Annotated in this window: 29 protein-coding genes and 2 pseudogenes; 20 read left to right on the top strand and 11 right to left on the bottom strand. The window is 55.6% G+C overall.

Going from position 1 to position 25,398, the window contains the following annotated elements; all coding sequences use genetic code 11:
- The first annotated feature begins 18 nt into the window (after positions 1–18).
- From tnpA to tnpC, 3 genes are all read left to right on the top strand, one after another.
- The gene (tnpA, locus tag OEG84_RS24790) at positions 19–405 is read left to right on the top strand and encodes an IS66-like element accessory protein TnpA (protein ID WP_267656563.1); all 387 of its coding nucleotides are present in this window, start codon (positions 19–21) and stop codon (positions 403–405) included.
- Positions 402–755 carry an IS66 family insertion sequence element accessory protein TnpB gene (gene tnpB / locus OEG84_RS24785; RefSeq protein ID WP_267656562.1) on the top strand — a complete coding sequence of 118 codons (354 nt, stop codon included), beginning with the start codon at positions 402–404 and terminating at the stop codon, positions 753–755. Before tnpA ends, tnpB begins: the two co-directional genes overlap by 4 nt.
- A 69-nt stretch (positions 756–824) precedes the next feature.
- Positions 825–2,384 carry an IS66 family transposase gene (gene tnpC / locus OEG84_RS24780; RefSeq protein WP_267656561.1) on the top strand — a complete coding sequence of 520 codons (1,560 nt, stop codon included), beginning with the start codon at positions 825–827 and terminating at the stop codon, positions 2,382–2,384.
- Between the two features lie 62 nt (positions 2,385–2,446).
- Here the strand turns inward: tnpC and OEG84_RS24775 are convergent.
- The 8 genes and pseudogenes from OEG84_RS24775 to OEG84_RS24740 form a co-directional block, all read right to left on the bottom strand.
- A pseudogene (locus tag OEG84_RS24775) lies at positions 2,447–2,855 on the bottom strand (IS481 family transposase); the annotation flags it as partial.
- Between the two features lie 114 nt (positions 2,856–2,969).
- Positions 2,970–4,214, bottom strand: a complete 1,245-nt coding sequence (locus OEG84_RS24770) for a cation:proton antiporter (RefSeq protein ID WP_267656605.1) — start codon at positions 4,212–4,214, stop codon at positions 2,970–2,972.
- 503 nt (positions 4,215–4,717) lie between these two features.
- Positions 4,718–5,779, bottom strand: a complete 1,062-nt coding sequence (locus OEG84_RS24765) for a YncE family protein (protein WP_267656560.1) — start codon at positions 5,777–5,779, stop codon at positions 4,718–4,720.
- A gap of 28 nt (positions 5,780–5,807) precedes the next feature.
- A complete protein-coding gene (locus OEG84_RS24760; protein WP_035521376.1) occupies positions 5,808–6,038 on the bottom strand; it encodes a DUF5676 family membrane protein in 231 nt (76 codons plus the stop codon).
- Between the two features lie 85 nt (positions 6,039–6,123).
- On the bottom strand, positions 6,124–6,465 hold the full coding sequence (locus OEG84_RS24755; protein WP_267656559.1) for a YHS domain-containing protein: 342 nt from the start codon (positions 6,463–6,465) through the stop codon (positions 6,124–6,126).
- Positions 6,466–7,544: 1,079 nt separating this feature from the next.
- On the bottom strand, positions 7,545–8,558 hold the full coding sequence (locus tag OEG84_RS24750) for a L,D-transpeptidase family protein (RefSeq protein WP_267656558.1): 1,014 nt from the start codon (positions 8,556–8,558) through the stop codon (positions 7,545–7,547).
- 257 nt (positions 8,559–8,815) lie between these two features.
- On the bottom strand, positions 8,816–9,202 hold the full coding sequence (locus tag OEG84_RS24745; protein ID WP_035521382.1) for a DUF302 domain-containing protein: 387 nt from the start codon (positions 9,200–9,202) through the stop codon (positions 8,816–8,818).
- A gap of 202 nt (positions 9,203–9,404) precedes the next feature.
- Positions 9,405–9,953, bottom strand: a complete 549-nt coding sequence (locus OEG84_RS24740; RefSeq protein ID WP_267656553.1) for an EF-hand domain-containing protein — start codon at positions 9,951–9,953, stop codon at positions 9,405–9,407.
- A gap of 42 nt (positions 9,954–9,995) precedes the next feature.
- On the opposite strand from OEG84_RS24740, the gene OEG84_RS24735 reads away from it, so the two are divergent.
- The 3 genes from OEG84_RS24735 to OEG84_RS25570 all read left to right on the top strand — a co-directional run bounded on the left by OEG84_RS24735 (position 9,996) and on the right by OEG84_RS25570 (position 13,053).
- Entirely contained in the window at positions 9,996–10,973 is a 978-nt protein-coding gene (locus tag OEG84_RS24735; protein WP_324288273.1) for a response regulator, read from the top strand.
- A 35-nt stretch (positions 10,974–11,008) separates the two neighbouring features.
- Positions 11,009–12,406: an ATP-binding protein gene (locus OEG84_RS24730; RefSeq protein WP_267656552.1), complete on the top strand. Its 1,398-nt coding sequence runs from the start codon at positions 11,009–11,011 to the stop codon at positions 12,404–12,406.
- A 524-nt stretch (positions 12,407–12,930) separates the two neighbouring features.
- Positions 12,931–13,053: a multicopper oxidase domain-containing protein gene (locus OEG84_RS25570; protein WP_425602937.1), complete on the top strand. Its 123-nt coding sequence runs from the start codon at positions 12,931–12,933 to the stop codon at positions 13,051–13,053.
- Here OEG84_RS25570 and OEG84_RS24725 read toward each other — a convergent pair.
- Entirely contained in the window at positions 13,040–13,297 is a 258-nt protein-coding gene (locus tag OEG84_RS24725) for a hypothetical protein (protein ID WP_267656551.1), read from the bottom strand. The genes OEG84_RS25570 and OEG84_RS24725 overlap by 14 nt on opposite strands.
- 237 nt (positions 13,298–13,534) lie before the next feature.
- Here OEG84_RS24725 and OEG84_RS24720 point away from each other — a divergent pair, with 237 nt between their 5' ends.
- The 5 genes from OEG84_RS24720 (at position 13,535) to OEG84_RS24700 (ending at position 17,014) form a co-directional block, all read left to right on the top strand.
- Positions 13,535–14,044: a L,D-transpeptidase gene (locus OEG84_RS24720; protein ID WP_267656604.1), complete on the top strand. Its 510-nt coding sequence runs from the start codon at positions 13,535–13,537 to the stop codon at positions 14,042–14,044.
- 304 nt (positions 14,045–14,348) lie between these two features.
- Complete coding sequence (locus OEG84_RS24715; protein ID WP_267656550.1) at positions 14,349–14,831, top strand: DUF411 domain-containing protein; 483 nt, start codon at positions 14,349–14,351, stop codon at positions 14,829–14,831.
- The gene (locus tag OEG84_RS24710) at positions 14,828–15,487 is read left to right on the top strand and encodes a L,D-transpeptidase (RefSeq protein ID WP_473413825.1); all 660 of its coding nucleotides are present in this window, start codon (positions 14,828–14,830) and stop codon (positions 15,485–15,487) included. The genes OEG84_RS24715 and OEG84_RS24710 overlap by 4 nt, the downstream gene beginning before the upstream one ends.
- A 7-nt stretch (positions 15,488–15,494) precedes the next feature.
- A complete protein-coding gene (locus OEG84_RS24705; RefSeq protein WP_267656548.1) occupies positions 15,495–15,983 on the top strand; it encodes a c-type cytochrome in 489 nt (162 codons plus the stop codon).
- Positions 15,980–17,014 carry an acyltransferase family protein gene (locus tag OEG84_RS24700; protein ID WP_267656547.1) on the top strand — a complete coding sequence of 345 codons (1,035 nt, stop codon included), beginning with the start codon at positions 15,980–15,982 and terminating at the stop codon, positions 17,012–17,014. The genes OEG84_RS24705 and OEG84_RS24700 overlap by 4 nt, the downstream gene beginning before the upstream one ends.
- Positions 17,015–17,354: 340 nt before the next feature.
- Here the strand turns inward: OEG84_RS24700 and OEG84_RS24695 are convergent, their stop codons facing one another.
- Positions 17,355–17,915, bottom strand: a complete 561-nt coding sequence (locus tag OEG84_RS24695) for a cytochrome c (protein ID WP_267656546.1) — start codon at positions 17,913–17,915, stop codon at positions 17,355–17,357.
- A 328-nt stretch (positions 17,916–18,243) separates the two neighbouring features.
- Between OEG84_RS24695 and OEG84_RS24690 the strand changes: the two genes are divergently transcribed.
- The 6 genes and pseudogenes from OEG84_RS24690 (at position 18,244) to OEG84_RS24665 (ending at position 20,958) form a co-directional block, all read left to right on the top strand.
- Positions 18,244–18,582 (top strand): hypothetical protein, encoded by a 339-nt coding sequence (locus OEG84_RS24690; protein WP_267656544.1) that lies wholly within the window; start codon positions 18,244–18,246, stop codon positions 18,580–18,582.
- 265 nt (positions 18,583–18,847) lie between these two features.
- Positions 18,848–19,327, top strand: coding sequence for a cupredoxin domain-containing protein (locus tag OEG84_RS24685; RefSeq protein WP_267656543.1), 480 nt, complete (start codon positions 18,848–18,850; stop codon positions 19,325–19,327).
- 51 nt (positions 19,328–19,378) lie between these two features.
- A pseudogene (locus OEG84_RS24680) lies at positions 19,379–19,664 on the top strand (copper-binding protein).
- Between the two features lie 207 nt (positions 19,665–19,871).
- Positions 19,872–20,171, top strand: coding sequence for a hypothetical protein (locus tag OEG84_RS24675; RefSeq protein ID WP_267656541.1), 300 nt, complete (start codon positions 19,872–19,874; stop codon positions 20,169–20,171).
- 92 nt (positions 20,172–20,263) lie between these two features.
- Positions 20,264–20,563: a hypothetical protein gene (locus OEG84_RS24670; protein ID WP_267656540.1), complete on the top strand. Its 300-nt coding sequence runs from the start codon at positions 20,264–20,266 to the stop codon at positions 20,561–20,563.
- A 92-nt stretch (positions 20,564–20,655) separates the two neighbouring features.
- Complete coding sequence (locus OEG84_RS24665) at positions 20,656–20,958, top strand: hypothetical protein (protein WP_267656539.1); 303 nt, start codon at positions 20,656–20,658, stop codon at positions 20,956–20,958.
- Positions 20,959–21,115: 157 nt separating this feature from the next.
- On the opposite strand, the gene OEG84_RS24660 is transcribed toward OEG84_RS24665, so the two are convergent.
- On the bottom strand, positions 21,116–21,484 hold the full coding sequence (locus OEG84_RS24660) for a hypothetical protein (protein WP_267656538.1): 369 nt from the start codon (positions 21,482–21,484) through the stop codon (positions 21,116–21,118).
- Between the two features lie 291 nt (positions 21,485–21,775).
- Here OEG84_RS24660 and OEG84_RS24655 point away from each other — a divergent pair, with 291 nt between their 5' ends.
- The 3 genes from OEG84_RS24655 (at position 21,776) to OEG84_RS24645 (ending at position 25,395) form a co-directional block, all read left to right on the top strand.
- The gene (locus OEG84_RS24655) at positions 21,776–22,183 is read left to right on the top strand and encodes a hypothetical protein (protein ID WP_267656537.1); all 408 of its coding nucleotides are present in this window, start codon (positions 21,776–21,778) and stop codon (positions 22,181–22,183) included.
- 308 nt (positions 22,184–22,491) lie between these two features.
- On the top strand, positions 22,492–24,006 hold the full coding sequence (locus OEG84_RS24650) for a TolC family protein (protein WP_267656535.1): 1,515 nt from the start codon (positions 22,492–22,494) through the stop codon (positions 24,004–24,006).
- Positions 24,007–24,027: 21 nt separating this feature from the next.
- Positions 24,028–25,395: a multicopper oxidase family protein gene (locus tag OEG84_RS24645; RefSeq protein ID WP_267656534.1), complete on the top strand. Its 1,368-nt coding sequence runs from the start codon at positions 24,028–24,030 to the stop codon at positions 25,393–25,395.
- Positions 25,396–25,398: the final 3 nt, after the last annotated feature.

Genomic DNA, 25,398 nt, shown 5'->3' with positions numbered 1-25,398 from the left:
AGCGAGGGGAGTTTCTCCATGGACACTACACTGGAGATACTGACGACTGGGAAGACCGGGCGTGAGCGACATCGCCGTTGGCCTGATGAGATGAAGGCCAGGATCGTTTCCGAGAGCCTGAGGCCAGGCGTGACAGTGAACGAGGTTGCGGGCCGCTATGGGCTGCAGCCGAACCGCCTGTCGTCGTGGCGCACGATGGCACGGCAGGGCAAGTTGGTGTTGCCTGCGCCCGAAGATGCGATGGAATTCGCAGCGATGGTCGTTGAGACCCCTGCCGCCGAACCGCCGGCCAAAGAAGTCAGCCGTCCCGAGATCATTGTCGGCCCTGTCACGATCCGCCTGGAGGAAGGTGCATCGACCGCTCGGGTCGTGGCTGTTGCACGTGCGCTTGCGACCTCGGCATGATCTTTCCATCAAACCGCGTACGGATCATGGTGGCGACGAAGCCTGTGGACTTCCGCAAGGGCCATGACGGCTTGGCTGCGCTGGTGAAGAACGAGTTGCGCAAAGACCCGTTCACTGGAACGGTGTTCGTGTTCCGGTCACGCAGGGCGGATCGGTTGAAGCTGATCTACTGGGATGGCAGCGGTCTTGTGATGGCCTACAAGCGACTGGAAGATCACACCTTCACTTGGCCGGGTATCAGAGATGGCCTGATGACATTGGGCCATGCTCAGTTCGAAGCGCTGTTTGCGGGTCTCGACTGGCGACGCGTTCGTTCCGTGGAAACGAGAGCACCGGAGGCCATCGAATAGCTGCGGCACGATGACTCAGGGCTGCAAATACCAAAGGCAATTCGAAGCGGGATTTGGTAGATTCCGGCCATGCTGAACGCCGCCGATCTTCCCGATGATGTTGCCGCCCTGAAGGCGATGCTGATTGCGGCGCAGGCACGCGAGGCAGGCAAGGACGCGCAGATTGTCCGCAAAGATGAGCGGATCGAACGGCTGGAGAAACTGGTTGCCGCCTTCAAGCAAACGGCCTTCGGGCGCAAGTCCGAGAAGACCGATCCCGACCAATTCGATCTGGCACTTGAAGACCTGGAAACGGCAATGGCCGCGATCCATGCCGAGGATGAGGCGGACGCCCCCTCGGGCAAGCGGTTCACCAAGCCACGAGCGACCAATCGCGGCTCTCTTCCAAAGCATCTTCCTCGCGTCGAAGAGGTGATCAAGCCGGAAAGCCTGGTCTGCGCCTGCGGCGGTTGCCTGCATTGCATTGGTGAGGATGTCTCCGAGCGGTTGGACGTGATTCCGGCCCAGTTCCGCGTCATCGTCATCCGTCGCCCAAAATATGCCTGCCGCGCCTGCACCGACGGCGTCATTCAGGCCCCAGCTCCTGCACGTCTGATCCAGGCTGGGTTGCCGACGGAAGCAACGGTAGCTCATGTGCTGGTGTCCAAATATGCTGATCATCTTCCCTTGTATCGGCAGGCTCAGATCATGAGCCGCCAGGGCATTGATCTCGACAGGTCCACACTTGCCGATTGGGTCGGCCGGGCCGCCTTCGAATTGCGTCCCGTCTTTGATGCGCTGATCTCCGACCTGAAACGCTCGACCAAGCTCTTCATGGACGAGACCCGTGCCCCTGTCCTCGATCCCGGTTCCCGTAAAACCAAGACTGGATACTTTTGGGCACTGGCCCGTGATGACCGTCCATGGGGCGGTGGTGCGCCACCAGGCGTTGCCTTCACCTATGCTCCCGGCCGCGGGGGCATCCATGCCGAGCGAATATTGCATGGGTTCTCGGGTATCCTGCAGGTGGATGGCTATGCGGGTTACAACAGGCTGATCGCGCCCGATCGCGTGGGCCCAGACATCCGGCTTGCCTATTGCTGGGCCCACGCTCGCCGCAAGCTGGTGGAAATCACCCGCAACGGAACAGCACCGATAGCCGAGGACGGTGTCAAACGGATCGGTGAACTTTATCGGGTTGAGGCGGAACTTCGTGGCCTTGATCCGGAGGATCGCCTTGCCAAGCGACAGGAACGATCTGCACCGCTGGTCGCCGACATACAGACCTGGCTCGTCCATCACCGTGCCCGTGTCGCTGCTAAATCGCCGCTTGGCGAGGCCTTGGCCTACATTGCCAAATACTGGGAGGGGCTACGGCTCTTCCTGACCGACGGACGCATCGAGATCGACAACAACAGCGTGGAGCGAACCATCCGGCCGATAGCCCTCAATCGGAAGAATGCACTCTTCGCCGGCCATGACGCCGGAGCCGAAAACTGGGCCACCATCGCCTCGCTCGTTGAGACCTGCAAACTCAACGCCGTTGATCCGCAGGGCTATCTGACCAGGACACTTACCGCCATCGTCAACGGTCATAAACAGAGCCGGATCGATGAGCTGCTTCCTTGGAATTATCCTGCCAAGGTGTGAGCGGAACACCGCTTACTTGAGATTTCCGACCGCAGCATGCGCAACATCCGTCAAAATCTGTTTTGGACTTCAGCAATATCAACGTGAAAGAAGCCGATGGGGTAGCGCTTAAACTTCTGGCGCTTCGGCTTGTCCCCCTCGATTTCAGGCAAACGAGAGATGCCATGCCGCAGGCAGCCCCTCTCGGCGGCGCTACGCTTGCCTGCCGGGCCATGGATGCAGCGCTGATCGCGTCAGATGCGGGATCGACGACTACAGGGCGTAAAAACAATCGTCCAGCGGAAACAGCGTTTGGCGACGGAACGCCACGATTGCCGCTTCTTCGGCTTCGGTCAGGATCGTTGAGCGAGGGTCTTTCGGGCCAGTCTTCATATCCTCAATCGTCGTCCGCTTCTGCCATTTTGCTACGGTCTTGGGGTTAATCCCCAACTCCCGGCTCAGGTGAGCGCGCGAAGTTTGCGATCGCTGTATTGCAGCTCTGACGGCGTGCGTGGTCGTAGCGCTCCCGTAACGAACTTGTCACATAACGCTTCCACCCATTCCTTCGAAAGGATCGCACATCAAACCATGGGATCAAACGCCTAGTCATTTTACGACGCGCTCGACAACAGCGCGTAGGCTCAAGCCTTGAATGACGACGGTAAAGAGAACGAGTGCATATGTGGCGGCGAGAATGACGGATTTTTCGGCGACCTCCGGAATTGAAAGCGCGAGTGCAATGGAAATGCCACCCCGCAACCCTCCCCATGTCAGAACAGGAATTGTACCCCGTATGAAAGTATAATTCGTACTCAATGCAATCACCGGAATGGCTACGGCTAGCAGGCGAGCGCACAGGACGAGTGGTACCGCCAACGCGACCAACCAACTGAAAGACGGGTCGAGGCGGAGAACGAGTACTTCAAGGCCGATAAGAAGAAAAAGCACCGAATTGAGTATCTCATCGATGAGCGTCCAGAACCCGAAGAGATACTGCTCTGTCTGGTCGCTCATCGCATCTTGTGGGCCGCGATTGCCAATAAGCACACCCGCCACGACGACTGCAATGGGACCGCTCATTTGCAGTTTGGCCGCAAGTGTATAAGTGCCGGCTACCAGCGCAAGCGAGATCAGGACTTCGATCGGATAATCGTCGATCGCACGCATTGCCCTGTAGGCAATGTAGCCGGTGGCAAGCCCGAGCACAGCGCCTCCCAATGCCTCGATGAAGAAAAGTTCGCTGATCTCAATGACATCGACACCGCCGCCGCCGGCTCCGATTGCGGTCGCCATGAGGACGGTAAATATTACGACTCCGACTCCAACGTTGAACAGCGATTCGCCGATCATTTCTGCCTTGAGTATCTCGGGAACACGAACTGTCTTAAGAGTTGACAGGACCGCCACCGGATCGGTTGGACTGATAAGTGCGCCAAACACCAAGGCCCACGAAAGGGCAATGGGAACGCCAAGCGCCCCTGCTGCAAACCAGAAGCCGACACCGATAATCCCTGTGGAGACCAAGACCCCCACCGTTGCCATCGAGCCAACAACCCAGGCACGGTCACGCAGCTGACCGAGATCGACATGCAAAGCGCCCGCAAACAACAGAAATGCTAGCATGCCGTCCAGCACCGTTTTCTGAAAGTCGATTTGCCGGATGATCCCTGCGAGATTTTCGTATGGAAGCACTCCGGGAAAAATGAGTTCGACACAAATTAGACCGAGCGACGCTACCAGTCCCATGACGAGCAGGCCGATCGTGTGCGGCAGACGAATGAGGCGGTGATTGATCCAAGCGAACGTTGCCGTCAGCACAAGGAACACTGCAATCAAATCGTAAATCGTCATCATGATGAAAAATATCCAAGAAGGTGAGTTCTGCGATGAAGCAATACAATTTCCTTTTGAGGTAGTCGTGTTTGGGTTTGTGTACGACGCACAAAACCCATGGTGTAGGCCAATTCTGGGCTGGTGATGGTAATTTGTTCACTCAGTTATGCACATCGCATCCTGCTCGACGCTTGGATACGGCGCCCTTTCCGAGCGTCGAAAACAAACGAACGTATAGGCAATGACGTCGTTGAAGAATTGATCGGTGTCGCGCCTTTTAATCTGGCCCCTGTCATAGATTTCAGTATGACATTGTCCGTGTTTGCGATAACTGGCTTTGTGTGGGGTAGGCAGGTGACGTTGTCAGCATCCTCACGCTCCGATCCGCAATGTCTTTCGCCATCCAGCCTTCTGGCTCGTTGCTAGTTCGGGTCGTCACTTAGTCAGGAATTCACCGCCCGTACTGAAGATCGGGCGGCCCTCCAATTCGGATGTTATCCTGAGCACGGCCTTATGAGGGATTAAGGCAGCACAACCATCTGATGGCCCTCGCCGGAAACTGCGATTTCGCCGATAACCGCGAGATCGATCTGGTTGATGATCCAAATCTTGGGTTCGTCGCGGCTCGATACGTAAATCTTGCCAGTGCCGTCGATCGTTGTCAGATGATACGGAGCGGGCGACAATGAAGCGGTCCGCATCGCACCGGATTGCAGATCGATCGCGACAAGCTTGTCTTCGCTCTTTCCGCTGACGAAGAGCGTGCTCCCGTCGTCCGACAAGTCGAGCCCGTGCAACTCTCCTCCAATCTCGAATGAGCGTAGAATGGCACCATCGGACACAGCAATCTCATGGATTTTGCCGATATCTGCGTCGGCCACATATAGCGTTGCCCCGTCGTCGGAGATGACCACATGCTCGGGAGCTGTACCAACAAGCAAATTGCGTCTGACAAATCCCTTCTCGACATCGACTTCACTGATTGTGCCGTTGCCTGAATTCGTTACGAAAACCGAAGCGCTGTCTTCGGAAAATACGGCATAATTCGGTGCCGATCCAGTTGGAACAAAGGCCTTGAAAACCAAGGTTTCGAGATCGATTATGCTTATCCCGTCACCTGATGGATGAGTAGCTGCAGCGTAACGACCGTCGGGCGAAACAGCAGTATGATGGACCGCGCCGGGCACTTCGATCCGACGCAGTATCTCACCAGACTTTGAGTCGAGGATAGTAAGAATACTGATCGCGGCATCCTTGGGCATCGCCCCCGCTGCGGGTTTGGCGTGATGGGCTGCATGTTCGTCCTCCGACACGCCTTCTGGCTTAGCGAGTGCCGGGGCCTCGGTGCCTTCGACCTCAGAATAGCTACCGGCGACGAGATACCGAACACCAGGTGCACCAGAAAGGCCGTGAATGGCATCCAGGCCGGTGATCCTGCGTTCGACCGTGCCAGTGTCTGTATCGACGACGATGATTTGATCCGCGCTGCCATCAGCAATGTAGACCGTCGCGGCCGTCGCTGATGCCGAAGTCAGGAGAACGGCGAGGATTGCCGAAAGAGAGAGCTTCAAGGGTGACGTCATAGTTGAGTTCCTTTTGTTGTGCTTTGCATCAACGTGCCCAACGGGCAGAGAAATAATTGAATAGCGGCGCGAATATCAGCGCGACGAACCAGCCATAGGCAAAGGCCTCCACTCCGCCGAGCAGAAAGCTTGACCAAGTCAACCAAGAGAAACCGGGAAGCAGTTTCAGCCACGTCTGGTACATGGCCTGTCCGGGGAAGATGAGATCGAAGCCGACACACAGCGCAAACGTCACCACGAGAAAAATGCCCAAGCTCATGCCGAGTACTGCGACTGGGATATGTGGTGGACGGTTCACGGACAGAGGCACGCCTGCCCGGTGAGGTTGATCAGATCTGGTCAGATTAGCGATCAGCTTGCTCCCTCATGTCTAGGCTGGCTGGAACAGCTGCAGCGAGGTAGGAATCTGGCGCGGCCTCGAAGCGCTCGCGGCATTCCCGAGAGCAGAAGTAGTAGACGTGGCCGTCATGGACGGCCGATTTTGCGGTTCGGGTCTGAACGGTAATTCCGCACACGGGGTCAGTGTCAGTCTCCGGGGCAGTCCAGCGAGCATCGCTCGCCGAGCCGCTGGGCTCGCCGCGGCTTGCTCCTGACTTGCCGTGACCCATGACGTGAGAGCCACAGCCAAACCTCATCATGATGAATATGAGGCCGGCCCAAAAGAGAAAATAGATTATGGATTCCATTGCATGCTCCATGCGCAATATTGAATGCGCCTTCGCCGTTTTCGGTTATGTCCGAATCGGGCCTGGTCCAAAGCAGGTGACTGGGGATGGCGAACAGGGGTTGGTGAGCGTTTAGACTCTACCCCAAATATCTAATGCCATTCCGTTCGCCGCCATGCTCGCGTGGGAAAAGTTGAACTGCCAAAAGTGGCAGACACCTCAACTCACGCCGCTGGAACAAGCTCAGCCGGAAGAACGAATTCGTCGCGTCAGGAAATTTTGGGAGGGGGGCAGGAAACGGGGAAAACTGTTGCTTTGTGAATGCCTGGGTGGAAAAGATTTGGCCGACCGCGCCACCTTTATGGCTCCCCACTTCGCACGGCAAGATCGCCGCGGAATGGCAATGCATTTGATCAGTGCACTGTGATGCTTGCGACGACATATCACGTGTGGTGTTTCCAGAGTCAGGCACGTGCGTCGTAACTACAACCGTCTGCATGCCGGAGAACTCACTGGCATGAGTTTGGTGCAGGGAAATGGCGGAGAAATACAGAGCCACGACGACCGCAAGCGTCAGGGCTTGCCAGCTGAGCTGGCTTCCTTGCAGACTGCGATTTCGATGTATTTGCACGTTATCAAATCCCTACTGAGCGTCATTATTATCACATCGAATCCCATGCCTTCATTGACATGGGTCAAGTTGGTATCAAGGCTATGATGTTTACCGGCCTGCAATTTGCGACACGTTGTGGTGTATGCCCGCAAGCCAGCCGCGGCCGAGCCCTGCAGAACGTTCAAGCCGCATTCCTGGTTTTCGCTGGTAAGAAAGACAAACATAAAGCGTATGTGAGCCAGGTCACACGGCAACCAGAGTTCGGTGTTGTAAAATTTTGTGCTCATTGGATTTCGTTTGGGAGCATCCCAGAGTTGTCCACCTGTACAGGCATCATGGCATTGCCCAATTAGGAAGGCGTCGAACCACACGTGGTTCTCCCTCACTGCGTGATCTGCAGCAAACTACCAATAACGTTCATGGATGGCCCTGGGTCGACGGCACTGAAACGCGTCTCACGTTAAAGCGGTATCCCGCGCTGAGAATGTCATTCTCCGGGCGTGTGGGGATCCGCCAGTGCAGCATCCGGTCGACTGACCGGCACGTTTTTCAATGATGCTGTCTGGGCAAGCACCTCTGCGCCGCGGCTTTTGAGAAGCTTTCGGAAGCTTGGATGCATGCCGCCATCCGAATATGCATGGGCCGATATAACCGTCCCGGAGGCAAGTATTGCTTCCATCTTGCGTTCATCTGAAACGCGCCGAGCAGCTACGACATCGTTCTCCGCGCTCAGCAGCGGTGGACATGAAGCAAGCGGGTTGCGAGGATTTCCACCCTCAAAGGTCGCGTCGAAGACATACCGTCTGCCGCAATAGGACAACTGGGGTTGCCGGCCTGTGACCTCCAAAATGTCATAGCCCTGTTTCAGGTTTGTCCAAAAATCGAAATTAGGATCATTTCGATTTCGCGCCATGTTCTCGGGCGTCATCCGGAATGGAAAAGCCTGCACCTGAAAGGAAGACTGTCCGCTCCTGATGGCTTCACGCACGATCGCATAGATTTGCGCGACGCCAGCGTCCGTGAGCGCGTAGCATCCTGCCGATGTACAGGCGCCATGAACCATCAAGGCGTCGCCGGTGTAGCCGAGTGCGCTTTCCAGCTTGTTTGGGTAGCCGAGATTGAAAGAGAGATAATATTGTGAGTTGGGATTCAGCATACCGGCGGAGACATGGTAAAACCCTTCTGGAGCTTGCCGATCTCCTTCCTTGGTCTTTGGGCCGAGCTTGCCGGACCAGCGACACATGGGAAAGGTCTTCAAAAGCGCGTAACGCCCAGTACGGTCACGTTTCCAGATCTCGAGCTCGCTCTCATCCTTGAAGATCCGGACCAGTATGGGATCAGCCGGGGTCATCTTGCGTTTTTTCATATCGCTGACGAGGTTGGCGGCAATCGGTTGATTTGCCTTGTTGTCGACATCAAGAACCGTCGATACGCAAGCTGTCATAGACACGGCCAATGCGAGCAAGATCGAAGTGTTGAGCAGCTTTTGAAACAAATTCATCTCTGTCCCTTGTGGATCGGAGAGCTGGCGCAGCCGTCGCCGTTGAGAGCGCGATGTTGCTTTTCATGTAAACAGCGTAGCAGATTTGTTCATCTGCGTGGGTAACGAAAATTTGAAACGCGTGGATGGGTACGCGACTGACGTAGCAGGAGTGCAAGTCGAGGCCGACCTGAATGTGTGCAAGCGTGACCAAACCTTTTAGTCCCGCTTGCATGTGAATGTGTACGGTTTCGTTTCGCGGACTTCGGCATGAAAGATCAAATCGCTGAAACAACCTCCTGAAGCATCTTCCGGACCTGGCCGGCGACTTCGCCGAGCTCCTGATTGTTGATCCCGGTCATCGAGATCACCGGATCGACCGCCGACACTTCCACACCTTCGGCTGTCTCCCGCACAATCACGTTGCACGGAAGCATGGCCCCGACTTTCGGCTCCATGCCGATGGCCTGCCAGGCCATGTTCGGATTGCAGGCACCAAGGATGCGATACCCCGGCAGGTTCTTGTCAATTTTCTTCTTCATTGTCGCCTTGACGTCGATTTCGGTCAGGACCCCAAAGCCGGCTGCAGCCAAGGCAGCACGCGTGCGGGCGTCGATATCTTCGATATCAGCCCCGGGAAATATTTTGTCTATAGTGTAGTTCATCTGATTGCTATCCTTTCGCACAGGCTTCATTTTCTCAGATACTTGATCAGCGCGGCGATCGCGAGGCCGACAAGGACCAGGATCAGAATCATCCAAAGCCCGCCGAATCCCATGCCATATCCGTTCATCATTCATTCAATCCCTTGTTATGAAGTGGCGAAGGCGTTGCCTCCGCCACTTGTTCGTTCAATCGACACAACGCTCAATTGTCCTGTTTTGTTTCGCTCTGCGCGTCGTTCTGCATCATGCTCCCCGGTTGCTCGCCGTCCATCATGCCGCCGTCCTGACCTGGCATATTGCCCGAACGCATCATCATCATCCGCTTCATCCTGTCTGCGGGCGCTGCAAATTCCTCGGAAGTGACTTGCCCGTCTCCATCCGCGTCAAAGGCTTGAAAGCGGTCGACCGTATGTTCCCTGATATGGGCGGCGTGAAGCGTTTCGAATTCGGCGAGCGACAGCATTCCATTGCCGTCTGCGTCGTAGGTTTTCAGCTCGTCAAGCAGACCAGTGCGAAGTTCCTCGGGCGAGACTGTTCCGTCGTCATTGGCGTCGAACAAGCGTTGCATATGGTCGGTGTCACCCATCATCGATCCGCCCATGCCCATCATTCCCGCGCCCATGCCGCCGGTTTCGCCATCCATGCCCATCATGCCCGATTGTCCACCGTGCATCATCTTCATCATGCGCATCATGGATCCCATTTCGCCGCCCATCATTCCTTGCATCATGTTGGCGTTGCCACCCGCCATGGCCGCTGCAGAACCGGAATTCGACGTTGCTTGTCGTTGGCCATGGCCATGATCGGAATCGGCGAGGGCGAATGTTGGCAAAGCGGCCGAAATGAGCAGCGCTGTTGCGATGGTCGTGAACTTGTACATCTTACAATCTCCTGGTTGGTTGCACATTCAGTATATGGGCATAAAGAACCCAATCTGAATGGATTGCATCCACCGGTTTGTACCGGCATGTCGCAGGATGCGGGTTCTGTTACATTCGGTGACAAAACAATCACTGACGCATTGTGTCGGTTTTCGATAGAAGAGCTCATGTCCGATGCTCCGCACATTCTCGTCGTCGACGATCACAAGGAAATCCGTGAAAGCGTAAAGCGCTTTCTTGAGAAGAACGGCATGCGCGCCGGCACCGCCAGGGATGCGCATGATGCCGAAGCAAAACTTGCCATCGGCAATTATGACTTGATGGTGCTGGATGTCATGATGCCCGGCGAAAGCGGCCTTTCCCTGTGCCAGCGGCTGTCCGCCGAGCGCGCGTTGCCAATCATCATGCTGACAGCGCTGGGCGATGACACGGACCGGATCGTCGGGCTCGAAATCGGAGCCGATGACTATCTTGCGAAACCGTTCAATCCGCGGGAGTTGCTGGCCCGGATCAAGGCGGTTCTTCGACGTTCGGAACGGAAGGAAAAGCTTGCGGGCGGCTTCGCGGGAAAGCGGCTTCGTTTTGCCCACCTCGTGCTTGATTCCGACAGCCGGGTGCTGGCGGACGAATCCGGAAACGAAACGCGCTTGACGAGCGCAGACTTCAAGCTGCTGATCGTACTGCTGGAGCGCGCGCGAGTGGTTCTGAGCCGCGAGCAGCTTCTGGACCTCACGGCTGGCCGTTCAGCCGGGCCGTTGGACCGCACCATCGACAACCAGATCAGCCGCCTCAGGCGCAAGATCGAACCCGATATTCTTCAGCCAAAGATCATTGCGACCGTCAGAAACGGCGGCTATTGCCTGTCGGCGGACGTGGAGGTGTTGGGTTGAGTTGGGGGCCGTTGACAAGCCTCAGGGCTCAACTCGTGCTTCTTGTTGTCGCCGCGCTTGTCGCCGCACAAGTCGTGAGCCTGTGGTTGTTTGTCGATGAGAGGAGCCTCGCGGTTCGGGCTGCGCTCGGCTTCGAAGCCGCAGGCCGCGCCGCAAACGTGGCGAGACTGATTGAAGAGGCGCCGGACAATCTCCAGGACTCGATCCTGCGCGCGGCCAATTCTCCGCTTGTCCGATTTGACCTGTCGGGTGAAGCGACAGCCGGAAATTCAGACGGCTCGGATGGTGGTCTGATCGAATCCCGAGTGCGTGCGCTTCTGGGTGGCAGTTACAGCGGTGACATCCGTGTCGAATTGCATGCAATCGAGGGCCAAATCCTGCCAATGCCGCACCTTTCAGCTGAAATGGCTGAGATGCATCGGAAAATGATGCATGGCGCGGTCTTTGCGCTTGAAATGAACCTGTCTATCGCGCTTTCTGACGGACGTTGGCTCAATGTCGGCACACGGTTCGAGCGCCCGCCCTTCCAGTGGCCGTTTTACTCCATGCTGACATTTATTCTGACCGCGACGATTATCCTGATCGCTGTTTTCTGGTTTCTCATGACACGCTTTACCGGTCCGTTGAGGCGGCTGGTCGGCGCGGTGGACAGGCTGGGACGGGGCGAAGAGATTTCTGAATTGCCCGCCGTGGGCCCGAGCGAAGTCCGGGAACTTACCTCGACCTTCAACAGAATGCAGGATCGCCTGACCCGGTTTGTGGCCGACCGAACACGTTTGCTGGCTTCGTTGGGACACGATCTCAGGTCTCCGCTTACGGCAATTCGTGTTCGTGCCGAGATGGTCGACGACGAGGAAACACGAAACAGTCTGGTGACCTCGGTCGAGGAAATGCAGACCATGGTCGAGGAGACGCTAACCTTCGCCCGCGGGATGTCCGCATCCGAGGCCTCTCAATCTGTCGACATTGGCGCCCTGCTCGAAGACCTGAGAACGGGCTCCCCAGTTCCCTTCCTCCTGGATAGCGGCCCGCCAATATGTGTTCGCATCCGCCCGACCGCAATGCGCCGAGCGCTTCGCAACGTGATCGAAAACGCCGTGCGTTACAGTGGAAACGCACACGTGGCATATTCAGTTCGTGACGGCCATCTCATGATTACGGTCGAAGATGACGGACCGGGCATCCCGGAAACCGAGCTTGAACGGGTTTTCGATCCGTTTTTCAGGCTCGAAGAATCGAGATCATTGGAAACCGGTGGGCACGGGCTTGGTCTGTCAATTGCACGTACAATCATCACGGCCCATGGCGGCGACATCTGGCTGGCCAATCGGGAGGAGGGTGGGTTGTGCGTCTCGATACTGGTTCCTTTGGAGGCAACTCCGCATGAAACCGCTGAGGACAACCGCATGCAGTGGATCAACTCTTCCGCTTGAGTCGTTGGCTCGCAGTTTACCTACTATCTCGCAGTCCGTCTGATGAAGGGGTCTCCGTTGATTGTCTCATTCTGCATGACGTGGCCAACACGAACGAAGCAGTTCAGAATTCGGGACGAATGTAGTTGGCCTTCTGATGGTTTTGCTGACCCCCTATCGACTTTATGGGTAGAGCGATCGGGAGTTTTCTGGCTTGACCTTCCTGTAGGTGGAACCGCTATCAGTGGCAAATGGACGACCGAAACAAAGATCGTTAGGTCGATTACCGGGATCTGTAATCACGGCAATCCGCGTTCTGTTCAGACGTCGGCCGGGAATACAGGTGAGAGAAGACCTTGGTGATATGTTTATTGGTATGGGCGCCCGATGCGAGAGTTCTCTCGCGAAGGCGCGTTGGAACTGCGCAAGTTTGGCTTCACACTAAGGTAACGCATCTTCTGGAACCTGAAGAATGATGATCAATAGACACCGTTCCATCATCAGGGCAGAGTTTTTTGTTTCTGAGGTTCAGTTTCCGTCGTCGGATGAGACCCGAGCAGACGACGGAAATAGCCTCTGTCGCCAACTATCCAGGGAAATGGTTCTGCCATTGCTACATGCTTGAACATGCTACTGCAGGCATGACGACCTGGTTCACGGTTGCGTGATGGTCACGTTCTTGTGGTTTTCTTTAACGTTTTCGGGTAATTGGGTAGATATGCGCAGTTTCATCATTTCGATTGTTTTCTTGCTGTTTACAAACGGTGCACTCGTGGCCTCGACGCAGGGTGCGCAAACTGCAGATGCAGTTGGCCAAATGATGACCATGCAAAGCCTACCCGAGGCCGTCATGATGAACTGCTGCGACAAGACCGACAGCATGATGGGCCATGGGCACATGAATTGTGGCATGGACTGCCATTACCTTGCGCCCCATGTGGTTTCAGATCTCCGGTGGACAGGCCCGGTGAAAGTAAGTACATATCCGGTTTTGCCCACGTCTTCGGTCGAAGTCCACCTCATGAGACCCCCCATCGTGTCCTGATCACGGATAGCCGCGCCAACGGGCGCTTCCGGAATTTGATCAGTCACGAGGTAGTCATGATCTCCAAACGAAAATTTATGTTGGGCTTTGCTGCTTTGGCATTGATGCCGGCATCCCAGACGCACGCGCATGTAAAACCGTTCAAGCTGGATCCGAAGTTCGAGCCACAATCAGTGGCGTTCTCGGGATATTCGCCCGGCACGGTTATTGTCGACCCCCGCAACCACTTTCTCTACTTGCAGTTGAGCAATGGAATCGCGCGCCGCTACGGCGTGGGCGTTGGCAAAGCGGGCCTTACTTTCAAAGGGACTGCCAGCATAGCTCGCAAGGCAAAATGGCCGAGCTGGACGCCGACGAAGAATATGATCCGACGCCAACCCGGCAAGTACGCCAAATATGCAAAAGGTGTCCCCGGCGGTCCAGGCAATCCGCTCGGATCGCGTGCGCTTTATCTCTACAAGAACGGGCGCGACACCTACTATCGAATCCACGGCACGACACAGCCGTCGTCCATAGGGCGCTCAGTCTCCAACGGCTGTATTCGCATGATCAATCTACATGTCGAAGACCTTTATGAAAGGGTGCCTGTCGGCGGACAGGTGGTGGTTTTGTGATGCATCGGCAAACACACAAACCTTCACCGTGCTCCGGCGCCTCCAGCATCCCTCGGATCCAAACATGCGGCGTCGGCAAAGCCGATTCGGGCACCCGGGTAAGTGGATAAAATCCACAAGCTGGTTGTCGATGGTCGCGGGTGCCGGACTGATCCTTTTGGCGGTGCCGTAGGAAACTCCATTTGTGGAAATGCTGTGACGCTTGCTGCTTTGGACCTATGCCCCGGTGCTCACCTGTTCATGCCCAAAACCGAGGGCCATGCTTGCCATGACCAATCTCTCACGAATACGAAAGACATCTTAAATGACCAAAATTCTCACATCATTAGCCGGCGTGTTTGCCATTGGGCTTTCCATAACGGCCACGTTTGCATTCGCCGAAACACCCGATACTGACAGCCAGATCATCGTGTTCAAGTCGCCATGGTGCGGGTGCTGTCAAGCCTGGGTTGAAGCCATGGAACAGGCTGACTACCACGTCAAGACGACAGACGTCGAGGACCTGACGGCGATCAAGACGCGGGCCGGCGTGCCCGGCAATCTTGAGGCCTGCCATACTGCGATGATCGGCGGCGAAACCAAATACGTGCTTGAAGGTCACGTGCCCATCCAGGCGGTCGAAAAGCTGATGACCGAACGACCCGATATCCGGGGAGTTTCGACCCCGGGCATGCCGATGGGGTCACTCGGCATGGGCGATGACCCAGAGGCAAACTACACGGTATATGCATTCACTGGTCGATCCGGTGAAGAACCTGCGGTTTACTTCGAGGTTGGCAAACAATGAACCGGCGCCAATTCATTACGGGGGTGGGAAGTCTGTCGGCTTTAACCTTACAAGGATGTTCGACAACTGAAACACTGCAGACGACGCCAGAGCCGCAAGGGCCACCGCCTGCCTATCTTGCCATGTACGGACCGATGCCGGGTGAAAGGTTTCCCATTCCAGCGGTAGACCTGACAAAAGTACCGGAAAAATTTTGGCGTAGACAGGTCGATTACGTCGGCCCGCACCCAGTCGGGACTGTCGTGGTCAACACAAACACGTTCTACCTTCATCTTGTCCAGGAAGGCGGCAAGGCTATGCGCTATGGGGTTGGCCTTGGCCGGCAAGGCTTTGAATGGTCGGGCGAGGGCCGCATACAATGGAAGCAGCAGTGGCCAAAATGGACGCCGCCCGCGGAGATGATCGCGCGGAAACCGGAGCTGGAGCAATGGAGCGCGGACAATGGTGGCATGCCACCTGGGCTCGATAACCCTTTGGGTGCACGCGCGCTCTACATCTTCCAGAATGGTGAAGACACGCTCTACCGTATCCATGGCTCCCCCGAATACTGGACGATTGGAAAGGCGGTATCGAGCGGCTGCGTCCGGCTGATAAACCAGGACATCATTGACCTATACAACCGCGTGCCTTCGGGCTCTCGGTTGATCGTGGTGTGAGACGGCCATGCGTAAGAAATCTTTGTATGTCGCGGCCTTTGCCACAATCGCGGGGTTAGTAGTCGTCGCGATTGTTGTGATGGTGCAACAGGATGAAGTAAGAGCGGGTCTTCTTAGACCAGAGGACCAGCGGGTCTTGGCATTAGGGAAAACCTTGTATGCCGCAAATTGCGCATCCTGCCATGGTGTGAAATTGGAGGGGCAAGTCGAGGATTGGCGTTCGCCGGGTCCCGACGGCCTGATGCCGGCGCCGCCCCATGACGAGACGGGCCATACTTGGCATCACACGGATCAAATTCTCTTCGAGATCACAAAGTACGGAATTGTAGCCGCAGCAAATCTGAAGAACTACACTTCGGCAATGCCGGTCTATGAAGGAGTGCTCACCGATGCAGAAATCATCGCAGTGCTTTCCTACATCAAGAGCACATGGCCGGACGAAATCCGCAGCGGACATGATGAGATGAATACGCGCTATGCCCTGGAACCAAAATGACCAGTTCGAAGCGTTTGGCTTGGGTGGATCTGGCAAAGGGCATGTCGATAATCTTGGTCGTGATGATGTATGCGGCCTACAACACCGGTACACATACCGGTAGCGTCGGTTTCCTTCATTACGTGATCGCGTTCGCGACGCCCTTTCGCATGCCGGAATTCTTCCTCATTTCCGGCCTGTTTCTTTCGACCGTGATTGCGCGTCCCTGGCAGCGATACGCTGATCGCCGTTTTGTACATTACATGTATTTCTATGTTTTGTGGGCATTCATCATGATCGCTTTGAAGGTGGGCATTTTCGCTCGCGATCCGATCGCCATGGTGGCGGATCTTGCCCGCGCCATTGTCCAGCCCTATGGCGTGCTGTGGTTTGTCTACATGCTCGGCTTGTTTGCCATAGCCGCAAAGCTGCTTTGGCAATTCCGGACTCCGCACTGGCTTGTGATTGCTGTTGCGACGGGTTTGCAGATCGCTTCGATCAACGTTTCAAGTTACATTGTGACGCAATTCACCGCCTATTTCGTATTTTTCTACATTGGTTATGCATTCGCTGCGCAGATTTTCAGGGTGGCGGGCTGGGTAGCCGAAAACCGGGGGAAAGGAATTGCGGCGCTTGTTGCCTGGTTATTTGTCAACGGACTTTTGGTGTTTCTGCCAAGTTTCGAACTGATGCCGGGCGAAACTCGCATGGGATTTGCTGCATTTCCACCGCTGCATTTCCTGCTTGGTGTTGCGGGCGCGGTGGCGCTTTGTGCCTTCAGTGTGGTCTTGATGGATCGGCCGTATACTGGCTGGTTGCGATGGATCGGCGCGCATTCGCTTGTCATCTATCTTGCTTTCACCATTCCCATGTCGGTTTTTCGCGAGATAGCTATGAATACCGGGCTGATCACGCAAACTGGGCCACTCAGCCTTGCGGTCTTCGTTGTAGCCCTGACGACTCCGATCATACTCTATTTCGCTATCGGCTTGACCGGTTTCGGGCGCTTCCTTTTCGATCGACCGGGATGGGCGCGCATCAGTCCTGAGTAGGTCCGGCGAAACGCATTTAGGGTGCTGAGAGATTCGAAACGGATGGTGAGGGTCAGCCTGTTTAGCCCACCCAGTGCAGCGGTGAGCCCTGCCAGCAGGGCCGATTCCGTGCGCTTATGGCAATCAAATTCGGGTTCACCATGCAGCCACGATACAGTGGATTATGGCCTCCAGAAGTCGCTTCAACGTGTTGCCGTAATTCTCGATTGATCCGCTTTGAACAAGCATCAGTGCTCGCGATGACCGCATCAAACACGCACCCTGTATCAAACAACCGATGCTGGAAATAGGCTCACAGGTGCTGTCCAAAACTGGCACCTCTCACCTCGTCTAGAAGGTGTCAGTTCGTTTTCACGCGAAATCTTGCGTGGCAGGAAGTGCAGGTTTGAAGCATCATATGAAAGGCGTGTTCGGCGGGCATTGACGAAATTTCTGTGGTGGGGTCAACTTTCTTGCCGAATGGTCCGAGGCCTATAACGTCTCCCGCTCTCATCCGCATGTCCGGGGTCAACGCATCAGGATGGCTCTCAGCAGCAGAAGCGAGGGAATTCGCATACACACCAAGGTCATTCGCCAATGCGGCGAACTCTGCGTGCTCGGTCATGATGGTCGAGCTGGCCCCTGAACCGGCAATGACGGGATTGCCTCCGAAGTGGGCTACCAAGGCACTGCCAGACATCTCATATATCGTTTCTGCGGCTGCTTTGAACAACCCGGAATTGTATGAACGGCTGCCTTTGAACATACCGTCGATCAGCTTCGCTGCCTCGGCCATCGATTTCATGTCCAATTGCCGCGCGACGACTGTGTTTTCAGTCTCTTGAACATGTTCCGTGGCCTGAGCGGCGAAATTTGCCAGAGTGATCATGGATATCAATACCGCACATAACTTCAAGCTCATGAAGTGCCCCTTTCGGGCCAGGTGTTTAACGTTAAACACGGCTCCAATTTCATTTCCAAAAGGAGATGATCCAAGGTCAGGCTCAAATCAGTGCTAACTTCGGCATTTTTCTCTTGGCTTTTAAGGGTGCCACAGAAAGGACAGTTTTCTGCAATCATGTCCGCTTCATACAACACGTTTTGATGGCATGGGAAGCTCCCAAATGTTAACAAAACGTTAATAAAATAAGTAAATTCAATGGCTTGATGCCGAGTCGGTTTAGAGCTATATGTTGGACATGAGTGTGATGTATCGAACCATATGCAGAAAACTGCTGGTTCTCATCAGGTTGGCGATCATCGTGTCGCTAGCCGGATACTCTTTGTCAAATCCTGCCATGGCTATGCACGTCGGTCCATTGGACAATCATCAAACGAGTTTATCCCAGACGATGGATCAGGTGGATGCCTCGATCATGTCGGACGAAAGTGCTCGCTACTTCACCACAGACAGCGAAGATTCGACGCTTACCTTGCAGGAATGCAACGATGACTTCTGTGCAGGTTTCGTACTTGTCACGTTTCAGGATGACTCCGGTGGTCCGGTCGTATCGGTCGTCCGCGAGTTCATAGACGAAAGCGGCGTTTACCGAGAACTTCACGGCCTTCACCGCCCTCCCAGTATCTGAATTGGGCCACCCGTTCTGCGGGTCTGATTGTGCGCATTCGAGCTTAACTTGCTCGTCGCGCCGCTCATAGCTCCTACTCCCATTACACCATACAAATACCATATCTGATGGCAGCAGCGCCGCTCTTTGCGAGCGGGTTCACAGCCGCATTGCGTCCTGGGATCATTGATTCGGGCAAAGCCGTGGACAGTTCCACGACTCCCGATGTGATGATGCAGGTCACTCCCCGGACGATGTGCCTTTCAACAACCATAGGACTGGATAAATGAAAACTGTAACTTTCGCACTCATGCTTGCAGCCCTGGCTTCTCCAGCGCTTGCTTCGGGTACACACTCAGACGGTCATTCCGATGCAATGGCCGTCGGTGAGCCTGGCAAAAAGGCCAAAGCCACCCAGACAATCCGGGTCACCATGAAAGAGACCGACGATGGCCAAATGATTTTCACCCCGAGCAACTTCAAGGTCCGCAAGGGTCAGACCGTTGTCTTCGCCATCAAGAATGCAGGTGAACTGGATCACGAATTCGTCCTCGATCAAGAGGACAAGGTCATGGAGCACAAGGCGATGATGGAGAAGTTCCCGGAGATGGAACACGACGATCCCAATGCAATTCGACTGGCACCAGGCAAATCCGGGGAAGTCGTCTGGAAGTTCACCAATGATGGCACATTTAAAGTCGCCTGCCTTGTCCCTGGCCACTACGCCTCAGGAATGCACGGCAGCGTCATTGTAGCCAGGAAATAGGACCCGGAACAAAAGTATCCCGGCAAAAGCAACCTCCCAAAGGAAACAGATATGAAAACAGTTCTCAAAATTGCATCCGCTGCCATCCTCACTCTCGGCCTCGCTTCGGGCGCACTGGCAGCCGAATATACAAAGGGCGTGGTCAAGAAGGTCGACACCAAGGCCAAGAAGGTCACGCTCATCCATGAGGAACTGAAAAATCTCGACATGCCGGCCATGACAATGGTGTTCCGAGATCAAGGACGACACCTTGCTGGCCAAACTGAAGCAAGGCGCAAACGTCGAATTCGTTGCCGACCGGGTCGAGGGCAAGCTGACGGTTGTCGAACTGAAATAGAGTGCATCTGTGCGGCCCAGCCTCGAACTTGGGCCGCTCGTGACATCGGTGCATTCCCTGCCGATCTAAGACTCAAACTGAAGCCAATCAGGACTGAAAGCGTGGAGCCACCCCAGCGGTCGACTTCCCGTCTTTCAGCTACTGGCGGAGCTGTGACCGCCCCGTCAGACATGATTAACCAACCAACGTCCCAGAAAGGACCATACCATGAAAAAATTTCTTATCACTCTAGGCCTGACACTCGCAGCCGCCACCGGCGCATTTGCCCAATCTTCTGCACTCGACACCTATCAGGCTCCTGCCAGCCATGGCTCCGGCAACTACGTCGTTGGTGTCAGCAATGACCTGGTCAGCTACGACCGCGCCGGAAATGACAGCTCACCCAGCTTCGCAGCATCGCGGGGCGGGATCGACTACACATCCACCAGCTCCATCGGCGGTGTGTCAAATGAACAGGTTATCTATGACCGCGCCGACAATGATGGCTCACCGACTTTCGTTCGCTGAGACCACACCTGAAGCGGGGCCAGCTTTCTCCCGGCCGGCCCCGTTCAGCTTCCCAACCTCATCACATTCAATCCGTTTCAAGGAACACGACCATGAACAAGATTTTTATCGCTCTCGGCCTGACACTCGCAACCACCACCGGCGCATTTGCCCAGTCCTCAGCGCTCGACGCCTATCAGGCTCCTGCCAGCCATGGCTCCGGCAACTACGTTGTTGGTGTCAGCAATGACCTGGTCAGCTACGACCGCGCCGGAAATGACGGCTCACCGAACTTCGCAGCACCACAGGGTGGTATCGACTACACATCCTCCAGCTCCATCGGCAGCGTGTCAAATGATCAGATTATCTATGGCCGCGCCGACAATGATGGCTCACCGACTTTCGTTCGCTGAGACCACACCTGAAGCGGGGCCAGCTTTCTCCCGGCCGGCCCCGTTCAGCTTCCCAACCTCATCACATTCAATCCGTTTCAAGGAACACGACCATGAACAAGATTTTTATCGCTCTCGGCCTGACTCTCGCAACCGCCACTGGTGCATTTGCCCAGTCCTCAGCGGTCGACGCCTACGCCCCGCGGGCCTTCGACGCGGCGGAAGTCACCGCAGCCGCTCCGGCAACCACGCCGGACCTGGTCGTCTACGATCGCCCCGGCAATGACGGCTCGCCGACCTTCTCGGCTCCGCAGGGCGGCATCGACTACACCGCCACGGCCTCGATCGGCAGCGTGTCGGAAGACCAGATCGTTTACGACCGCGGCTTCATGGATGGCTCGCCGAGCTTCGAGTAAGCCGGTACCGGGGGCGGGCGTACCGCAGCCCGCTCCCTAAAAAGGTTGGATCTGGACCGCAAAAAAAACAGACTTCGCACAAAACGAACAGGCTCACCGACCAGGCATCACAAAAATTGGTTTCACAAAACTGCAGGCTTACGCAATTCTGAATATTTCATGACATAGGTGTCTTGCAAATGGCTGCCCAAAGATCGCGCTTCCAGTCGACCCCTGCAGAATCTCTGTAATCGATATTATAATTGGTTCCACCAACTTTAACGATTGCAGGCGCACCGCACTTTATGCTTGCAAGATGTCTTGACCAGTCGATATACAAAATTTTCCCGTTAGCGTTTTTCTCCAAAATGGTAATCACTACATCAATATCAAAATCTCGATCTCGGGCAACATCATTGCTTAGAAGATTCAGACTGATCGTTCTGTGCCCGTCAATACGCGCAGTATGAAATATTTGATGCTCGGTCGCATTGGCAGGGAGCGTGAGATAAGAAAACACGATTGCTGGAATAACAAACATACGCATTGCAACCTCCCGTGGATTACACGAAAAGAGGATTTTAGCACAAAGGAACATGGGTAGCGAATCGGCGGGTAACCCCAGTTTTTATAGATGCTTTTCGGCATAGTTCACGCGGATCTTTTCTAGCCTCAAAAATGTGTGGGCCATTCTCGACACGCAATGATCAACGAAATAATACATTGCACGGGCCTATCGTCGGTTTCTCGTTAGAAGGGCCCGCCATTATCTGCATCAAGCCTTAGTGAATGAATTTGCTATTGTTTTGACCTCGACGTTGCGGTAAATCTCTTCGAGATGAAGATGCCGAATCGCCACAAATCCCGTCTCGGGCGCATGCTTCTGGTCTTGATGTTTGTTTTTACATCCATCGTACCGGGGTCTCTGCATGCGTTCGCTATGACTGAGGCTCAGACAGTCAACGGCGGTGGACATCATACGATGATGGGCCATCTGTCTGGTGGGCAACCAACGGCAACCCATCACCAATCCCAGGGCAATTCAGCAGATTTCGCGCAAGAATCGATCCCCACGGGTCAAGACACGGTCATAGATCGCTGCTGTCCTGCAAGCTGTTTCGTTGCCCTCTGTTATTTTGCCGCGGTGGCGTTGGAAAACTTCATTCCCGAGAGTTTCGAGATCGGGGCGACTCCTGAATTTGTGGTCGTGGTCATGGCGTTGGCGGAGCGGCCGCCGCGAGCCTGAAGTGTGATCTGAGCCCTTTTGTGGCGTCGGGGCCGAGTATCATCGGTCAAATCCACTTCTTATCGCAGTAGGACAATCATGTTTCGTTTTCTCTTGGCGGCTGCCATGCCGCTAACTCTTGCTGGCTGTGCGTCGGCGAGTGGCCCCGCCGACGTCATGTCGGTGAGTTCGCCCGCAGATACCAGTGCAGGTATTCGTAATATCCATCATCACACGGTTCTGGACGGTTACACCCATCGAATTCCCGTGGAACCGAAGCCTTGGCGTCAACAAAACGACAGCCAGGCCCCTGGCGCGGGGGTAGGCTCATGAGCATCTCCCGCACTACAATATCCTTCATTGTCGTGTCATCCGCAGGGTTGTTTCTAGCTGGTTGTGTTAGCGACCAGGAGCTCGCCGGATACTCGGCGAAAGAGGCCGGTTTTGGCGTCGTCGCAGCATCCGTTTCCATCGGCACCAGAGGCAAAGAGGCGGTTTGGCTTCAAAACAAGGATCAGGCAAAAGCGGTTTCCGAACGCGTACACGGCCTGGTGCACAAGAAATCCATCAATGCCGACACCGCTGTTCAGGTAGCACTTCTGAACAACAAGGGCCTGCAGGCAGCCTATGCCGATATCGGCATGAACGCTGCAGAAGCCTGGCAGCAAAGCTTACCTGAAAACCCAAGGGTTTCGGTCGGCCTCTTAGGAATTGGGGCGCCAGAGCTTGGGGCCTATCGCGCCATCGAAGGAATGATCGCGGCCAACATTCTGTCGCTTGCAACCCGGAAGGCTCGCGTTGATATCGCCGACACGCGGTTCAGGCAATCCCAGATGCGGGCGGTTGACGCAACCTTGAAGGTTGCCAATGACACGCGCCGGGCCTGGGTAAATGCAGTTTCAGCATTTGAAACAGTTGCCTATCTCAATCAAGCCAAGGTCGCAGCCGACGCAGCTTCTGAACTTGCTCAGAAACTGGGTGAAAGCGGAGCGCTTGCAAAGGGCGGTCAGGCGCGAGAACACGCGTTCTACGCCGAACTTACCGGGCAAATGGCCGAAGCCCGGTTGGCGTCACGGCTGGCCAAGGAAGAGCTGACACGGATTATGGGGCTGTGGGGAAGCGAGGTTGATTACTATGTTCCCGACAAATTGCCGCGGCTACCGCGTGGAGTCATCAAGAAAAACGAGATTGAGCGGGAGGCGCTTGAGAACCGGATTGATCTTCGCGTCGCAAAAATCGAGCTGGAGGCTGTTGCCAAAAGTTATGGCCTGACTGAAGCCACGCGCTTTGTCACCGATCTGGAGATCATTTCAGGTGTTGAAGCCGAGCGAGAAATCGAGACCGAGTATGAGATTGTAGGTGGCAATCTGGAAGAGACCAAAACCCGAAAAACGGTTGTCACGCCGCAACTTGAGCTGGAGTTCGTTATCCCGATCTTCGACAGTGGCAAGGCCCGCCTCCGCAAGGCCGAACTCGCCTACATGCAGGCAGCCAATCAACTTGCAGAAAAGGCGGTCAACATCCGCTCCGAAGCCCGTTCGGCCCACACTGCCTACAGCTCAACCCACGAGATCGCCCGGCACTACCTCAATGCCGTGGTGCCGTTGCGCACGGCGATCGAGTCGGAAGGCCTACTGACCTACAACGGCATGATTTCAAACACCTTCGAACTTCTCGCCGACACCCGCGCCAAGATTGGAACCCTGATGTTGGCGATCAACGCCAAACGCGAGTTCTGGCTGGCCGATGTCAATCTTTCGGCGGCGATCTATGGCGGCGGAGCCGGAGCAGGCAGATCAGCTGCAGCACCATCAGTTGGCGATGCCGGCGGCGGCGGCCACTAACTTTCCGGAAAGGAAAAGACCATGATGAACAGACGTCAATTGCTCGGTGCGGGTGCTGCAGGCGCCACCCTAGTCTCCACGGCCGCCTGGTCGAAGACCACCAATATGGGCTTGCCTGATGCGGCGCTTATGGATAGTCCGCTGACTCAGTCACCGGTCATGCCTTCGACAGGCCGGGACTACAATCCGGTTGTGACGCTCAACGGCTGGACCTTGCCATTCCGGATGAACAACGGAGTGAAAGAATTCCACCTCGTGGCCGAGCCGGTGGAGCGTGAACTCGCAGACGGCATGACCGCCTATCTGTGGGGTTACAACGGCCAATCCATCGGCCCGACCATCGAAGCCGTGGAAGGTGACCGGGTCCGGATCTACGTCACCAACAAGCTTCCCGAGCACACAACGGTGCATTGGCACGGCTTGATTCTGCCGTCAGGCATGGACGGCGTGGGAGGCTTGTCGCATCCGGCGATTCCATCCGGCAAAACCTACATCTACGAGTTTGATCTGGTGAAATCGGGGACCTTCATGTACCACCCGCACGGCGACGAAATGGTCCAGATGGCCATGGGGATGATGGGCTTCTTCATTGTCCACCCGAAAGACCCGGCTTTCATGCCGGTCGATCGCGACTTCCTGATCATGCTCAACGCCTTCGATATCGATCCCGGCTCCTACGTACCGAAAATCATGACCATGACCGACTTCAACCTGTGGACATGGAACAGCCGCATATTCCCCGATATCGATCCGCTGGTTGTGTCGAAAAATGATCGCGTAAGGGTGCGCGTCGGCAACTTGACCATGACGAACCACCCGATCCATATGCATGGCTATGATTTCGAGGTGACCTGCACGGATGGTGGATGGGTGCGGCCTGAAGCGCGCTGGCCGGAAGTGTCGGTTGATATTCCGGTCGGGGCAATGCGGGCTTATGAATTTGACGCCAAGCATCTGGGTGACTGGGCAATACACTGCCACAAGTCTCACCATACGATGAACGCCATGGGGCACGATGTGCCGACCTTCATCGGTGTCGACAAGTCCAAGGTTACCAAGAAGATCCGGATGGTGCAGCCCGAATACATGCCGATGGGTACGAACGGCATGGCTGACATGGCGGAAATGGCGATGGAGCTTCCGGCCAACACCATTCCAATGATGGCCGGCTGGGGGCCCTACGGACCCTTGGAAATGGGCGGCATGTTCTCCGTCGTCAAGGTCCGCGAAGGCATTTCTGCCGGCGATTACAGTGATCCCGGCTGGTACGAAAACCCTCCCGGAACCCAGGCCTATGAATGGACCGGAGAGCTGCCGGAGTTCGCCAAGGCAACTGACGCTTCAACGACGATAACGCCAGCACCGGTGAAAACCGGCGACAACGGCTAAACC

This window comes from Hoeflea algicola, assembly GCF_026619415.1.
GTDB lineage: Bacteria > Pseudomonadota > Alphaproteobacteria > Rhizobiales > Rhizobiaceae > Hoeflea > Hoeflea algicola.
The sequence above is the reverse complement of the archived record's forward strand: the minus strand, read 5'-3'. Positions and strand labels throughout refer to the sequence as shown.